The organism is Roseobacter sp., from assembly GCF_039970775.1.
Lineage (GTDB): Bacteria > Pseudomonadota > Alphaproteobacteria > Rhodobacterales > Rhodobacteraceae > Roseobacter.
In genome coordinates this window covers 186,091-200,462 of sequence record NZ_JBDVLG010000051.1, presented here as the reverse complement: position 1 = coordinate 200,462, position 14,372 = coordinate 186,091, and the positions used below count along the sequence as shown (strand labels likewise).

The 14,372-nt window shown below is 59.8% G+C and carries 17 protein-coding genes and 1 pseudogene; 5 read left to right on the top strand and 13 right to left on the bottom strand.

Features of this window, described 5'->3' with window-relative positions:
• The 8 genes and pseudogenes from ABJH13_RS13865 to ruvC form a co-directional block, all read right to left on the bottom strand.
• Window positions 1–375 (bottom strand): annotated as a pseudogene (locus tag ABJH13_RS13865) (energy transducer TonB); the annotation flags it as partial.
• Between the two features lie 9 nt (window positions 376–384).
• Window positions 385–861 carry a protein TolR gene (tolR, locus tag ABJH13_RS13860; RefSeq protein WP_348406808.1) on the bottom strand — a complete coding sequence of 159 codons (477 nt, stop codon included), beginning with the start codon at window positions 859–861 and terminating at the stop codon, window positions 385–387.
• A 3-nt stretch (window positions 862–864) separates the two neighbouring features.
• Complete coding sequence (gene tolQ / locus ABJH13_RS13855; protein ID WP_348406807.1) at window positions 865–1,560, bottom strand: protein TolQ; 696 nt, start codon at window positions 1,558–1,560, stop codon at window positions 865–867.
• A gap of 99 nt (window positions 1,561–1,659) precedes the next feature.
• Window positions 1,660–2,055: a tol-pal system-associated acyl-CoA thioesterase gene (gene ybgC / locus ABJH13_RS13850; protein WP_348406806.1), complete on the bottom strand. Its 396-nt coding sequence runs from the start codon at window positions 2,053–2,055 to the stop codon at window positions 1,660–1,662.
• A 38-nt stretch (window positions 2,056–2,093) separates the two neighbouring features.
• A complete protein-coding gene (locus ABJH13_RS13845; protein WP_348406805.1) occupies window positions 2,094–2,717 on the bottom strand; it encodes a hypothetical protein in 624 nt (207 codons plus the stop codon).
• Between the two features lie 43 nt (window positions 2,718–2,760).
• Window positions 2,761–3,780, bottom strand: a complete 1,020-nt coding sequence (gene ruvB, locus ABJH13_RS13840; protein ID WP_348406804.1) for a Holliday junction branch migration DNA helicase RuvB — start codon at window positions 3,778–3,780, stop codon at window positions 2,761–2,763.
• A gap of 28 nt (window positions 3,781–3,808) precedes the next feature.
• Complete coding sequence (gene ruvA / locus ABJH13_RS13835; RefSeq protein WP_348406803.1) at window positions 3,809–4,468, bottom strand: Holliday junction branch migration protein RuvA; 660 nt, start codon at window positions 4,466–4,468, stop codon at window positions 3,809–3,811.
• Window positions 4,465–4,971 (bottom strand): crossover junction endodeoxyribonuclease RuvC, encoded by a 507-nt coding sequence (gene ruvC, locus ABJH13_RS13830; RefSeq protein ID WP_348406802.1) that lies wholly within the window; start codon window positions 4,969–4,971, stop codon window positions 4,465–4,467. The genes ruvA and ruvC overlap by 4 nt, the downstream gene beginning before the upstream one ends.
• A 333-nt stretch (window positions 4,972–5,304) precedes the next feature.
• On the opposite strand from ruvC, the gene ABJH13_RS13825 reads away from it, so the two are divergent.
• A complete protein-coding gene (locus tag ABJH13_RS13825) occupies window positions 5,305–5,523 on the top strand; it encodes a DUF1127 domain-containing protein (RefSeq protein ID WP_348406801.1) in 219 nt (72 codons plus the stop codon).
• Window positions 5,524–5,659: 136 nt separating this feature from the next.
• Here the strand turns inward: ABJH13_RS13825 and ABJH13_RS13820 are convergent, their stop codons facing one another.
• The 4 genes from ABJH13_RS13820 to ABJH13_RS13805 all read right to left on the bottom strand — a co-directional run bounded on the left by ABJH13_RS13820 (window position 5,660) and on the right by ABJH13_RS13805 (window position 10,457).
• Window positions 5,660–5,956 (bottom strand): hypothetical protein, encoded by a 297-nt coding sequence (locus ABJH13_RS13820; protein ID WP_348406800.1) that lies wholly within the window; start codon window positions 5,954–5,956, stop codon window positions 5,660–5,662.
• A 92-nt stretch (window positions 5,957–6,048) separates the two neighbouring features.
• Entirely contained in the window at window positions 6,049–6,924 is an 876-nt protein-coding gene (locus tag ABJH13_RS13815) for a 50S ribosomal protein L11 methyltransferase (RefSeq protein ID WP_348406799.1), read from the bottom strand.
• 64 nt (window positions 6,925–6,988) lie between these two features.
• The gene (locus ABJH13_RS13810) at window positions 6,989–8,221 is read right to left on the bottom strand and encodes an MFS transporter (RefSeq protein ID WP_348406798.1); all 1,233 of its coding nucleotides are present in this window, start codon (window positions 8,219–8,221) and stop codon (window positions 6,989–6,991) included.
• A gap of 40 nt (window positions 8,222–8,261) precedes the next feature.
• A complete protein-coding gene (locus tag ABJH13_RS13805; protein WP_348406797.1) occupies window positions 8,262–10,457 on the bottom strand; it encodes a primosomal protein N' in 2,196 nt (731 codons plus the stop codon).
• A 118-nt stretch (window positions 10,458–10,575) separates the two neighbouring features.
• Between ABJH13_RS13805 and fsa the strand changes: the two genes are divergently transcribed.
• From fsa to ABJH13_RS13785, 4 genes are all read left to right on the top strand, one after another.
• A complete protein-coding gene (fsa, locus tag ABJH13_RS13800) occupies window positions 10,576–11,229 on the top strand; it encodes a fructose-6-phosphate aldolase (protein ID WP_348406796.1) in 654 nt (217 codons plus the stop codon).
• Window positions 11,230–11,369: 140 nt separating this feature from the next.
• Complete coding sequence (locus tag ABJH13_RS13795) at window positions 11,370–12,071, top strand: DUF484 family protein (RefSeq protein WP_348406795.1); 702 nt, start codon at window positions 11,370–11,372, stop codon at window positions 12,069–12,071.
• Window positions 12,068–12,988 carry a tyrosine recombinase XerC gene (locus tag ABJH13_RS13790; protein ID WP_348406794.1) on the top strand — a complete coding sequence of 307 codons (921 nt, stop codon included), beginning with the start codon at window positions 12,068–12,070 and terminating at the stop codon, window positions 12,986–12,988. The genes ABJH13_RS13795 and ABJH13_RS13790 overlap by 4 nt, the downstream gene beginning before the upstream one ends.
• A gap of 97 nt (window positions 12,989–13,085) precedes the next feature.
• Window positions 13,086–13,790 carry a CDP-alcohol phosphatidyltransferase family protein gene (locus ABJH13_RS13785; protein ID WP_348406793.1) on the top strand — a complete coding sequence of 235 codons (705 nt, stop codon included), beginning with the start codon at window positions 13,086–13,088 and terminating at the stop codon, window positions 13,788–13,790.
• A 33-nt stretch (window positions 13,791–13,823) separates the two neighbouring features.
• On the opposite strand, the gene ABJH13_RS13780 is transcribed toward ABJH13_RS13785, so the two are convergent.
• A complete protein-coding gene (locus ABJH13_RS13780) occupies window positions 13,824–14,279 on the bottom strand; it encodes a methylated-DNA--[protein]-cysteine S-methyltransferase (protein ID WP_348406792.1) in 456 nt (151 codons plus the stop codon).
• Window positions 14,280–14,372: the final 93 nt, after the last annotated feature.

The following is a 14,372-nucleotide window of genomic DNA, read 5'->3' as shown; positions in this document are numbered from 1 at the left end:
GCGGGGTTCGGGCAACACCGGGGCCTCGTCGCTGACATCGGCACGGGGCAGTGGCGCGATCTGGGACACATCGGGGGGGGCTTCGACGCTGGGGGTTTCGGCGGGCGCAGGCGTGGATTGGTCGTTCACCGCGTCTTGGGTCGCGGCAACCTCGGGGGCATCTGGCGTCACCTCGGGGCTGGACGGCTGCACCACCTCGGTTGTGGATTGCGGCGATTGCCCGGCCGCAACAAGGGCTGCGTATTGCGCCCCCGTCACCACCGAAACCGCACTGGCCTCAAACGGCAAAGGGTCCGCTGCGAAAACATCGCCAAACATCAGCCAACCGATCAATGCTGTATGACCCGCGCCTGAGATATAATGTCCGATGTGCATCAGGGCTGCCTATTGACCTTGCCCGTCCAGCGTGGGCCCGCCGATGTCCGTGACCAGCCCGATATTGGCAAACCCACCCGCATTCAACGCGCCCATCACCTGCATGACCTGCGCATAAGACACGGCCCCGTCGGCGCGCAGAAATATCTGGTCACTGGTGCGTTCGGCGGCAATCGCGCGCAGCTTGGGCACCAATTCATCGCGCGCGGTTTCGGTCGTTTGGATCTGCACAGCACCTTCGGCGGTGATGGTGATGGTCAGGGGTTCTTCCTGGTCGGTGGGCAACGCGCCCGCGGCGGTTTGCGGCAATTCCACCGGCACACCCACCGTCACCAAGGGGGCCGCGACCATAAAGATGATCAGCAACACCAACATCACATCGACAAACGGCGTGACGTTGATTTCGGCCATGGGTTGCGTTTTACCGCGCCCCCGGCGCCTGCGCCGCGTCCCTGCGCCTTGGTTTTGTACGACACCAGCACCCATGGTTTATCCGTCCAACTGGCGGCTGAGGATCGTTGCGAATTCATCCGCAAAGGCCTCGTAGCCTGACAGGATCTTATCACAATCAGCACTCAGTTTGTTGTAAAATATCACAGCAGGGATCGCCGCCAACAGCCCCAGACCGGTCGCCAAAAGCGCCTCGGCAATACCGGGGGCCACAACGGCGAGGTTGGTGTTTTGTTGTTCCGCGATCTCGATAAAGGCGTTCATGATCCCCACGACCGTACCAAAAAGCCCGATAAACGGGGCCGATGACCCCACCGTGGCCAGCACCGTCAGCCCGCTGCGCAGATAGTCGGCCTCTTTGTTGATGGCCACATCCATGGACCGGTCGATGCGCGATGTCGCCCCCGCGATCAGCCCACCATCATCGCGGTGCGACCGCTGCCATTCTGTCATACCGGCGGCAAATATTTTCTCGGCGCTGCCCGAGGGCGCGGGGCCCACGGTTTCAAACAACCCATCCAGTGGCTCGCCAGACCAGAACGCCTGATCAAACGCGGCAGCCTCGCTGCGCGCGCGCCGGAAGACGATCAGCTTCATGACGATAATGGACCACGACCAAAACGAGGCCACGATCAACATGATCATCACAAATTTCACGATTAATGTCGCGCGGGCAAACAGCCCTATGAATGAGAAATCAATCTCATGCGCCAATGCTAGCGTTTCTGCTTCCATGATGCCTGCTCTTACTTATTCACCGCTCACGGGTCGTTTGAACGACCTCATTGCGCACAACATTACCGAAGAACAACGCAGATTGCTATCACTATGGTGTCATGACCCATCCGGCACGGGCAGTGAGCGAAGTTCTGCTGGCAATCGCGCGGGTTTTCCACCCCGTCCAATGCACACAATCGTGACCTCTGCCACAAACAAGACATCCGTCCCCCGGTGCACGGTTTGGTCCAAAATCATGCGCGCAGGCGTCACCTGTTTCAGCACTGTCTCGACCTTGAGCACATCATCAAACACCGCAGGTTGCATGTAGTCCACTGTCATCCGGCGTACGGCAAACACCACGCCATCCGCCTTCATGGCCAGCTGGTCAATGCCGATCTTGCGCACCCAATCGCTGCGCGCCCGTTCGATATAGCGCAGGTAATTGGCGTGATAGACGATCCCCGCCATATCGGTGTCTTCGTAATAAACGCGGATGGGAAAACGATGCATGGTCTAGCCTTGGCGCTGACAGGCCGCAGCCCGCGGGGTCATTGGATCTGCCCCATACGCGCCAACAGCCGCAGCGCATGGGCGACGTCGTTGGCCACGTCAGGCATCACCGGGTCATATGCGGCCCGTATCAACGCCGCAACATCCGGGCGCAGCACGGTTTTCTCCCCCGCTACAGCCAACGGCGACCTGTCGCGGAATGCCCCGTCTGCCCACATGACCACCGATTGCACGATTTGGCTCAGCGCCAAGGTTTCTGCGGGCACGGCGTTCAATTGGTCATCCATTCGTAGGAACACAAAACAGGCCTTAATCGCGCCGGCCTCGTCGAAGTGAAACACCCGGTATTGGTTGGCTTTGGCGTCTTTGAGCCGCCCCACCAGCGGCCCCAAATCATGGATCAGCCCATCCAACCCCGGCACCTCGGGCAGCTCATCCCAATCAGAGAAGAAAAACACCATCAGGTTGCTGCCCAGCTCTGGGTCGGTCTCGGCCATCTTGTGCCCGGACAACACCATCACCGCCTCCAGCGCGCCCTTGACGATGCTCAGCGTCTCTTCGGTGACCCCAAAAATTACCGGCGCAATAGGCCGCCCCCAGCGCGCAAACGCATAATCACCGCTGTCGCGCGTGAACAGCGCCTGTATTTCAGATGCGTCCATCTTTAGCTCTCCACAAGACACGCAGGCCTTGCCCCGGCACGTGTCATTCAAACAAATCCGTCTGAGATCTAGGCGGCGCCAGCCCCAAATGCGACCACCCCTTTTGCGCCAACATCCGCCCGCGCGGGGTGCGTTGTATCAAGCCCTGCTGCAATAGAAAGGGCTCAATCACCTCCTCCAGCGAATCCCGGCTTTCGGATAGGGCCGCACTCATCGTTTCAATGCCCACAGGCCCGCCCGCGTAATTCTCGGCCATCAGGTTCAGGTAGCGCCGGTCGGCACCGTCCAACCCCAGATGATCCACCCCAAGACGGGTCAGCGCGCTGTCCGCCAAGGCCCGCGTCACGGTGCCGTCCCCCTCAACAATAGCAAAATCCACGACCCGCCGCAGCAACCGCCCCGCAATACGCGGTGTGCCCCGTGCGCGGCGCGCAATCTCGCGGGCGCCACCTTCATCCGCCGGGGCGCCCAGTTTGCGCGCATTGCGTTCCACAATGATGAACAGCTCGTCTTCGGTATAAAACTGCAACCGCGTGGGGATGCCAAAGCGGTCACGCAACGGCGTCGTCAACAACCCCATTCGCGTGGTCGCCCCCACCAACGTAAAGGGCTGCAATTCAATCCGAACCGTCCGCGCCGCTGGCCCCTCGCCAATCACAAGATCCAGTTCGAAATCTTCCAGCGCCGGGTACAACACCTCTTCTACGGCCGGGTTCAGCCGGTGGATTTCGTCGATAAACAAAACATCGCGCGGCTCAAGGTTGGTCAAAATAGCCGCCAGATCGCCCGCCTTGGCCAGTACCGGCCCCGACGTCATGCGAAACCCAACCCCCAATTCACGTGCCATGATCTGCGCCAGCGTGGTCTTGCCCAAACCGGGCGGGCCATGAAACAACGTATGATCCATCGCCTCGCCGCGCTGCCGAGCCGACTGAATGAACACCCGCAAGTTGGCGCGCGCCTCGGCTTGGCCGACGAACTCTTCCAACATCTGCGGACGCAAGGCGCGGTCCTGATCCTCAGGCAATGGGTCGGGCCGCACAGTGGGGTCGATATCGCTCATAAAATGTCCTGCACAGGATGGATCCGTCCTACTCTTTCGGGGCCAATAATTTCAACGCCGCCCGAATAAGCGCAGGCATCTGCGCATCCGGCGCCTCGCCCGCCGCTTGCGCCACAGCCCCCGCCGCGTCCCCGGGGCTGTATCCCAAATTGGCCAGCGCCGACAAAGCATCGGCCTGCACAGAGGATGACGGTGCGGCTGCGGGGGCCGCTGTGGTGGGGGTCTCGATGACCTCCGCCACAGCATCTCCGGTCGCCGCGGCCAGCGTCGTGCCCATCGCCATCACACCCGGCGCCTTGTCTTTCAAATCCAACACCACGCGCTGCGCAATCTTCGGGCCAACACCCTTGGCTGCCTTCACCGCATTCCAGTCGCCCAACGCAATCGCACGGCTCACACCATCCGGCCCCAAGGTCCCCAAAATCGCCAAAGACGCCTTGGCCCCAACCCCCTGCACAGACGTCAACAACCGGTGCCATTCCTTTTCGGCCAGCGTCAAAAACCCAAACAGCTGCAATAAATCTTCGCGCACAACCAAATCCGTGAACACCGCAACCGCCTGCCCAACTCCGGGCAACGCCGCCAGCGTCCGCTCAGAACAATAGACCAAATACCCAACGCCCCGCACATCAATCAAAACATGATCCGCCGCGCGATACTCAATCCGTCCCGTGATTTTGCCAATCATGCCTGTGCCCTCGCTATGGCCGCGCTCAACCCGCCGGTACCCGCATGATGCGCGTGACAAATCGCAATCGCCAGCGCATCTGCCGCATCCGGCCCCGCAACATCAACCCCCGGCAATTGCAACTGCACCATGTGCAAGATCTGCCGCTTGTCCGCGTGCCCAACCCCGACAACCGCCTTCTTCACCGAATTGGGCGCGTATTCCCCCACTGAAATCCCCGCCTGCGCCGGAACCAACATCGCGATCCCGCGCGCCTGCCCCAACTTTAGCGTCCCCGCACCGTCTTTGTTTACAAAGGTCTGCTCAACCGCCGCCAACGTCGGCTGATACCGCGCAACAACCGCGCTGAGCTGATCATACAGCGACAACAACCGCATCGCCAGATCTGCACCTTCGGAATGGCACACACCATTGGCCACATGCGACAACCGACTGCCCGACGCTTCGATTACGCCCCAACCAAGGTTTCGCAACCCCGGATCGATCCCGATAATCCGCGTCATATGGCCTGCCTCGTCAATTTATATCGTTTTTTTCGTATTAGCACGAAAGGCGAACATTGGCCAAGCGCTTCGTCCTGCCCCACCCCAACCGCGCCGACATGGTCCCTTTGCGGCCTCAAACAGGTCTAAAACCGTCAGATCACGTGTCGTTTTCGACATTTGCAGACAATCGTTTTCTACTTATTTATCAATGGTTAACCATAATTTTTACCTATGCAATCTGCGCATATCCATCATGCGTTTTCACATCTTGCCTAAAATTCGGGCAGACCCTATCTGCTTAATTCAACTTACCGGTCGATCCGGTTCACTCAAAACAAAAGGACGGCTTCAATGGCTACTTTCGACACCTCCCGCACCACCTACGGTTCCGCAACTGTTGCTAGCCGTACTCCTGGATTGTTCAGCGCAGTGCTCGCAACCGTTATGGCGTGGAACGACGCACGTGTGACACGCAAGGCGCTGAATGGCCTGACCGACCGCGAATTGCTGGACATCGGTTTGACACGGTCAGACATCAACGCAGTCTTGGATAGCAACATCATCCGCTGACGGCGCCCCTGCCAACGGGCAGGGCCCCACGCGCGATCACATCGCCACGAACAAGCCGCGCTTTCCCAAGGGATCCGCGGCTTCTTTATTGATCTCAAGACCACCACTATCAGGTACCACCGCCCGCAACGACCCTTCAGGGTGTAAATTTCGCGAATGTTTCTGCCAATGCGCCTGAAACGACACCCGGTTGCATGATCCACGCCACCAGTTGTTCCCAACCACGTCCAGCCTGCAGATCAGCCACGCGCCCGTCGTAGGTGCCGATGCCAACCACCACCATGATCAGCGATTTGAACACCAAAAAGCCCGCCACGCCCACCAAAATCATGCGCGGTGTAATCCGGCGTTCTTGGCGTTTGAGTCGGGCCGCAGCGCCGCGGTTTGCGACGGTTTCTGCGGCACGTTTTTCGAATTGAGCGTAATCAGACACCCCATTCTCCTGACAATCAGGCCCCCACCAGATCGCGGACAATATGTCTCAAAAATCGTTCAAATTCAATGGATTTACGCCAAACTAGCCAATTAAGGCAGGTTCTTCGTTAACGTCAGGGTCGTCCAGTCAACAATCTCTTCGCGGTGGGCCAGATTGATGCCGTTTTGCGCATAAACCGCAATCACGTCATCGGCCTGTTCGTTCAGGATGCCTGACAAAATAGCGTGCCCGCCGGGTTGCAGATGTTGCGCCATATCAGGAGCCAGCGCGATCAGCGGGCCCTTGAGGATATTGGCAAACACCAGATCAAACGGCCCTGCGGCCAACAGATCAGGGTGGTCAAAACCGGCGGCCTCCAGGCAGGTTACGCGCCCGTCAAGATTGTTGGCCACCACATTGCTATGGGCGACCTCAACCGCGACCTCGTCGATATCGCTGGCCAGCACCGGGTTGGGCCAAATGCGCGCGGCAGCCATCGCCAAAACGGCGGTGCCACAGCCCACATCCGCCACCGATTGCCCGACAACACCGGCGTTGGCCAACCGGTCCAACGCACGCAAGCAGCCCAAAGTCGTGCCGTGGTGGCCCGTGCCAAAGGCCATCGCGGCCTCTATCAACAGCGGCTCGGCACCATCTGGCACCTGATCTGCGTCATGGCTGCCATAGACGAAGAACCGGCCCGCCTGCACCGGGGCCAATTCGCGCCGCACGTGGGCGACCCAGTCAGTTTCGGGCAGTTCTGACACCACAAAGGGGTTCGCCCCCAGCGCCGTGGCCAGCAACGTCAGCGCCGTATCATCAGGCGGGGCTGTGAAATAACCGCCGACCTCCCACAGGCCCGACCCGTCTTCGACCTCAAAAACGCCCACACCTGTGGGTTCGGGATCAAGCTGTTCCATCGCGGCGCCCAGTTTTTCGGCGGGGGCCTTTCCGGGCAGGGTGGTCAGGGCGGTGAACGTCGGCATCGGTCTCTCCTACACAGGTTCGGATCCGGGTAGGGCCGCCACGCCAGAAGGTCAAGCGGCGCGGTTATTCGGCAGGGGCCGCGTGGGCCTGCGCAAAGATGGTTTCATTGCCCTTTTCGGGGTGGCGCGGGATCAACGTTGCCAAGATCAATGACACCCCGGCCATGCCCGACGCCATAAAGAACACCGCCGCCGGCGACACCAGCCACATCAACCCCAACACCACCGGCAAAAACACTGCCGCGATGTGGTTGATGGTAAAGGCCACCGCCGCCGTGGGTGCGATATCTGCGGGGTCGCCGATCTTTTGGAAATACGTTTTCAACGCCAGCGCCAGCCCGAAAAACATGTGGTCGATCACGTAGAGTGTGGCCGCAACCGCGAAGCCCCAGTCAAAGAAATACACGCCGCCATAGGCCAGAAACACGCACACCAGCCCCGTGTATTCGAACACCAGCGCGTTGCGTTCGCCAAACCGCGCGACAACATGGCCCAAAAACGGCGCCACGCACATGTTGATCACCAGATTGATCAGATAGAGCCCAACGACTTCGTGCACCTCAAAGCCGAATTTTTCGACCATCATAAAGCCCGCAAACACCATAAATATCTGCCGCCGCGCACCCGACATAAATTGCAGCGCGTAATACAGCCAATAGCGTTTGCGCAGCACCATTTTCTTGATCTGCGGGTGCGGTGCTTCGAATTGCGGATAAGCCAGCAATGCAAAGATCGCGATGGCCACCGTGACGCCGCCGCCCGCCATAAAGACGATGTTATAGCTCAGGCCCAGCGGCTCCCAGAGCAACATGATCACGCAATACACGATGAACGTCGCGGCAGATCCTGTTGCCATGATCCAGCCCAAAATTTGCGGGGCACGGTCTTTGGGTAGCCATTGCAATTGCAGCGATTGGTTGACCGTTTCGTAATAGTGAAACCCCACGGAACTAATAAAAGTCAGCAGCAAGATCCCTGTCAGTTGCGGAAATTGCGCGGTCATCGACGTGGCAGCCCCCAATACAACCAGCGACACCAACCCCAACACCTGTTCGCGCATGACCATGATCACCAAGATAACACCAACGGCCAGAAACCCCGGTATTTCGCGGACCGTATGCAGCAGACCGATGTCGGCGCCATCAAAGCCTGCGACCTCTTTGGTGAAATTATTCAGCAGCGCGTACCACGTGAAAAACGCGATCGGCAGGGCGAACGCCATCAAAAACAACAGCGTGATGGGCCGTCGCCAAAACGGCAGATGCCGCGCGTCTTCGAGTTTTATGTATTGGGCCATACCATCCCCCCTACGCCTTTTGTGGCCCCTTGGCGAGGGGTCAATAAAAGCTCTGCGGGTCGATATCGACGGCCAAACGCAGATCCCCCCGCAGCGGCACCTGCGCCACCCATTTGGCCAGTGCGGCCTGCAACGGTGCGGTTTTTTCCGCCTTGACCAACAGGCGCACCCGGTGCCGCCCCCGCACACGCGCGATAGGCGCAGGCGCGGGGCCGAAGACCTGCGCGCCAATGGCCCGCAGCGGCCCGTCTTGGCGCGCCAGCAGATTGCCCGCATCAAACACTCGCGCCACGTCTGGACCGCTGAGAATAATCCCTGCCATGCGGCCATAGGGCGGCACACCTGCGGCCTCGCGTTCGCCTGCCTCCGCGGCCCAGAATTTGTCTTCGTCACCGGCCAGAATGGCGCGGATCACTGGGTGTTCAGGCTGGTAGGTCTGCATCAAGGCCGTACCGGGTTTTTCCGCGCGCCCCGCTCGGCCCGCCACCTGACGCATCAATTGAAACGTGCGTTCCGCCGCGCGCAGGTCGGACCCTTGCAGCCCCAGATCAGCATCGATCACGCCGACCAACGTGAGTTTGGGGAAATTGTGCCCCTTTGCCACCAGCTGCGTGCCAATGATCACGTCTGCGGTGCCCTCTGCAATACCTTCGATTTCCGCCTTGAGCGCGCGGGCAGACCCGTACATATCGGAACTGAGCGTGGCGATGCGCGCATCGGGAAACAGCTCTGTGGCCTCTTCGCCCAATCGTTCGACACCGGGGCCCACGGCGGCCAATTTACCTTCGACATTGCACGACGGGCAGACCTGCGGCATCGGTTTGGTTTCACCGCATTGATGGCACACCAACCGTTTGAGAAACCGGTGCTCAACCATGCGCGCATCACAGTGATCACAGCCGATCTGATGCCCACACGCCCGACACAGTGTGATCGGCGCATAGCCCCGACGGTTGATAAACAGCAGCGATTGTTCGCCCCGTTCCAACCGCGCCTGCACCTCGCGTTGCAGCACCCCAGAAATCCAACGATTGGACGGCAGGTTTTCGGCGCGCATATCAATCGCGCGCATCTCAGGCATCACTGCGGGGCCATACCGCGATGTTAATTCCAACCGTCGATATTTGCCCGCCGTCGCATTGACCCAGCTTTCCAACGATGGCGTCGCCGAGGCCAGAACCACCTGCGCCCCACAGATCGACGCCCGCAGCACCGCCATATCGCGCGCATTATAAAGCACGCCTTCCTCTTGTTTATAGGAGGTATCGTGTTCCTCATCGACAACGATCAGCCCAAGGTTTTGGTAGGGCAAAAACAGCGCCGACCGCGCACCAATCACCAATTGCGCGTCACCCTGCCCCACCATGCGCCAAATCCGGCGCCGTTCTGTCATGGTGGCCCCCGAGTGCCATTCGGCGGGTTTGGCACCAAATCGGGCCTGCACGCGGGTCAAAAATTCTGCCGTTAGCGCGATTTCGGGCAATAAAACCAACGCCTGCCGCCCCGCCGACAAGGCCGCCGCAACGGCCTCTAGGTAGACTTCGGTCTTGCCAGACCCCGTCACCCCGCGCAGCAAGGTCGTGCCATAGCGTTCAGACCGCACCGCATCGGCCAGATCACAGGCCCCCGCCGCCTGATCCGCCGTTAGCGCTTTGCCGTCGCGCGCAGGGTCCAACCGGGGGAACGGCAGATCACGTGGGCTGGTTTCTTCGGCCACCGCCCCCTGCGCCACCAACCCCTTGACGACAGACGTGCCCACACCCGCCATTTCGGCCAGTTCTTTCAACGTGAACGACAGATCGCCGTAATCGTGCAGGGCATCCAGTACCTTGCGCCGCGCGGCGGTCATCTTGTCGGGCTCGGACGAGCCGCGCCGGTAGATTTTGCGCATTGAGGGCGGATCCCCCAACCCCGGCGCGCGCGTGGCCAACCGCAACATCGCGGGCAGTGGCGTCAGGGTATAATCAGCGGCGCGTTCCAGAAAACTGCGCATTTCGGCGCGCATCGGCGCCACATCCAGCACCCGCAGCACCGCGCGGATCTTAGAGCGGTCGTAATCGCCCTGCCCCGGTCCCCAAACCACGCCCACCACCTTGCGCGGGCCCAGCGGCACCTCGACAAAGGCGCCCAGATGGCAACCGCCTTCGGGCGCGCGGTAGTCCAACACGCGGCCCAATGGCTGCGTTGTCAGCACCCCGATCAGTGCCCCAGGGTCGTAGAATTGCGGCAAGCTCACGGGGTGGGTCCTCGAAAATTAGCGCTTGAGGGTTTAAGCATCGCAGATCATGCGGTAATGCCAAGCGCAAGAGCCATTCAATTTTGGCGTTCACATGTACCTCAAAAGGACCTGACTGATGAAATTCTTTGTCGACACCGCAGACACGCAAGCGATCAGCGAACTGAACGATCTTGGGATGGTAGATGGCGTCACCACGAACCCATCGCTGATCCTGAAATCCGGGCGCGATATTCTCGAAGTGACCAAAGAAATCTGCGACATTGTCGAAGGCCCCGTCAGCGCCGAGGTTGTCGCCCTAGAGGCCGAAGCGATGATCGCCGAGGGCCGCAAACTGGCCGAGATCGCGCCCAATATCACCGTGAAACTGCCCCTGACATGGGACGGCCTGAAGGCATGTAAAGTCCTGTCGGGAGAGGGAAAAATGGTCAACGTGACCTTGTGTTTCTCGGCCAATCAGGCGCTGTTGGCGGCCAAAGCCGGTGCCAGCTTTATCAGCCCCTTCATTGGGCGACTGGACGATATCAACCTCGACGGTATGGAGCTGATCCAAGACATCCGCACCATCTACGATAACTTTGCCTTTGAAACCGAAATTCTGGCCGCGTCGATCCGGTCGGTGAACCACGTGCAAGAAGCCGCCCTGATCGGTGCCGACGTCATCACCGCGCCGCCGGAGGTGATCAAGAAACTGGCCACACACCCGTTGACCGACAAAGGGCTGGAACAGTTCATGTCGGATTGGGCCAAAACCGGCCAAAACATCATCTGATCGCCCACTAACGGCCAGCGCCCCCACCGGCGCTGGCACCCATTCGCAACACCTGCCAGCGGATGGTGCCCAAATATTAATTTTCTCTCAAATCTCCGGCTGGCCATGTGCTAGATTGCGGAAAAATGAATGAGAAAACCATGAGCAGTACCCCTAAAATGGATGACGCCCTGCGTGCCGTGATCCTATCCCAGCCCGATGTAATCCTTGATGATAAAGACGTCATGAACGCCTTGGTTGGTGCCAATGACCGCGCCATGGGCGACAATGTCGTCGACATGCGCGGCATCGCGATGGAGCGGATGGAACAGCGGCTGGATCAGCTCGAAGACACGCACCGGTCGGTGATTGCAGCCGCCTATGACAACCTCGCCGGGACAAACCAGATCCACCGCGCCATCTTGCGGGTGCTGGATCCGACCGATTTGGCCACCCTGCTGACGGACCTGCCCGGCGACATCGCGGATATCTTGCGCATCAACGCGGTCAAGCTGGTGTTGGAACGGCCGCAAGACGCGCCGCCCTTAGACGGGATGGACGATACGCTGGCCATAGCCGAGCCCGGTTTTATCGACGGCTACCTTAATCACAACCGCCAAGGCAGTGCCCGGCAAGTGACATTGCGCCATGTCGAGCGCGGGTCAGACCAACTGTTTGGCAACCGCGCCGCATGGATCAAATCCGAGGCGTGTTTGTTGCTGGAGACCGGGCCTCAACATCTACAGGCGATGTTGGTTTTGGGGTCCGAAGACGAAAAGATGTTTGGCCCACAGCAAGGCACTGACCTTCTGGCGGTTTTTGCCGGGGTTTGTGAACGGGTCATACGTCGCTGGATGCCATGACCCTGATCAGCCCCGCCGCACGTGACGCGTTGGAAATCTGGTTGACCCACCAGCGCGCCCTAAAAGGCGCCGCTGACAACACGATCACGGCCTATCAGGGCGATGTGGTTGAATTTCTGGCCTTTATCACGCGGCACAAGGGCGACAGCCAAGGCCTAGGCGCGCTGTCCAAGATCAGCATCACCGACATGCGCGCCTGGATGGCACATACGCGCGACCAAGGGATTGGCGCGCGATCCTTGGCGCGCAAACTGTCGGCGGTCAAAGTCTTTTACCGGTGGCTCGCAGATCGTGAAGGCTTTGAGCCCACGGCTGTTTTGACCGTGCGCTCACCGAAGTTTCAGAAAAAACTGCCCCGCCCAATTGCCGCAGACGCCGCGCGCACCTTGATCGACACCATCGAGATGCAATCCAATGCGGCATGGGTCGGCGCGCGCGATGTGGCGGTGGTGACATTGCTGTGGGGGTGCGGGCTGCGCATTTCCGAAGCGCTGGAACTTACGGGCGGCGACGCGCCCCTGCCCGCGACACTGCGGATTGTGGGCAAAGGCGGCAAGGAACGCGTAGTGCCCGTGTTGCCTGCGGCCCAGATCGCCGTTGAGGATTACCTCAAGGTTTGTCCGTTTCTGCACTCCAAGACCACACCTTTGTTTCGCGGCGTGCGCGGGGGGGCGTTGGGGCCGGGTGCCATCCAAAAGGTCATGGCGCGCGCGCGTATGCAACTGGGTCTGCCCGCAAGCGCCACCCCCCACGCCCTGCGCCATAGCTTTGCCACGCATCTACTGGATGCGGGCGGTGATTTGCGCGCCATTCAAGAACTGCTGGGCCACGCGTCCCTGTCGACCACGCAAGCCTACACCGCCGTCGACACCGCCCGGTTGATGGAAGTCTACGCCCGCGCCCACCCCAAGGCATAACCCCAACATGCCCATGATTTAGGGACCCAGAAAAATCACATGACAGACCCACGCGTTTCCTTTTGCATCCCGCAGCATGTTGCGGCATGACAGTGTTATGACTTTGAGGTTTCGCGCGCTTGGCGTGCATCTGTTGACCGCCACAGGCGCGGTATTTGCCATGCTGGCCATGCTGGCCGCCACCAATGAGCATTGGGATCTGATGTTCCTGTGGCTTGTTGTGGCGTTTTTCGTAGATGGGATCGACGGACCCCTGGCGCGTCATTACGACGTGAAAACCAACGCGGCCGAATTTGATGGTGTCCTGCTGGATCTAATCATCGATTACCTGACCTATGTGTTCATCCCCGCCTTTGCCTTGTTTCAATCGGGGTACATGGATGGATGGACAGGATGGTTCGCGATTATCGTAATCACCTTTACATCGGCGCTTTATTTTGCTGACACACGCATGAAAACAAAAGACAATTCATTTTCGGGCTTTCCCGGATGCTGGAATATGCTGGTGCTGGTGATCTTCGCGCTGCAACCTAATTTTTGGACGTCGCTGGCGCTGGTCACGGCACTGGCCATCGCGATGTTCTTGCCGCTAAAATTCGTACATCCCGTCCGCACACAACGGTGGCGCCCGGTGACATTGCCGATGGCACTGGCCTGGACGTTCTTTGCAGGTTGGGCCGCATGGGTCGATTTTCACCCGCAAAGCTGGGCGCATTGGGGGCTGGTGGTCACGTCCGTTTATCTCGTGTTTGCAGGGATCCTACAGCAGGTGTTCCCCCCCCGGTCGGCCGCAAAGACCTAACGAAAATTGCCGCATGGGGCCTGTGGTCCCTCGTCAGATCAGCAGGCCCGCGGCTTTCTCGTGGCGCAAAAGCGCCACTTTCGTTTCGACACCCCCCGCACCTGAAAACCCGGTCAGCCCTTTGGCGCCCATCACCCGGTGGCACGGTATTATAACGGGGATCGGGTTGCCCCCGCAGGCTTGCCCCACGGCCTGTGGCATCGCCCCCAGCTTTTTCGCAATATCGCCGTAGGTCAGGGTGTCGCCAAACGGAATGGCCCGCATGACATCGCAAACCGCCTGTTGAAACGCAGACCCACGCACCCGCATCGGCAGGTCGAATTGTTCAAGCGTTCCGTCATCGTAGGCCTTGACCTGACGCACCGCCTCTAAAAGCAGCGGTGTCGGTGTGCCTTCATCGGTGCCGTTCCAACACAACGACACAATCGCGCCGTCCTCTTCGTGCAGAGTAAGACGACCAAATCGGGTATCAACGCTAAGACATGCCATGACCCATGGATGCCGCAGCTGGCAGCCCCCCGCAACCCTATATACGTGCGAAAAAAGGCACCGCATCCCCGATGCAGTGCCCCATTTTCGCCG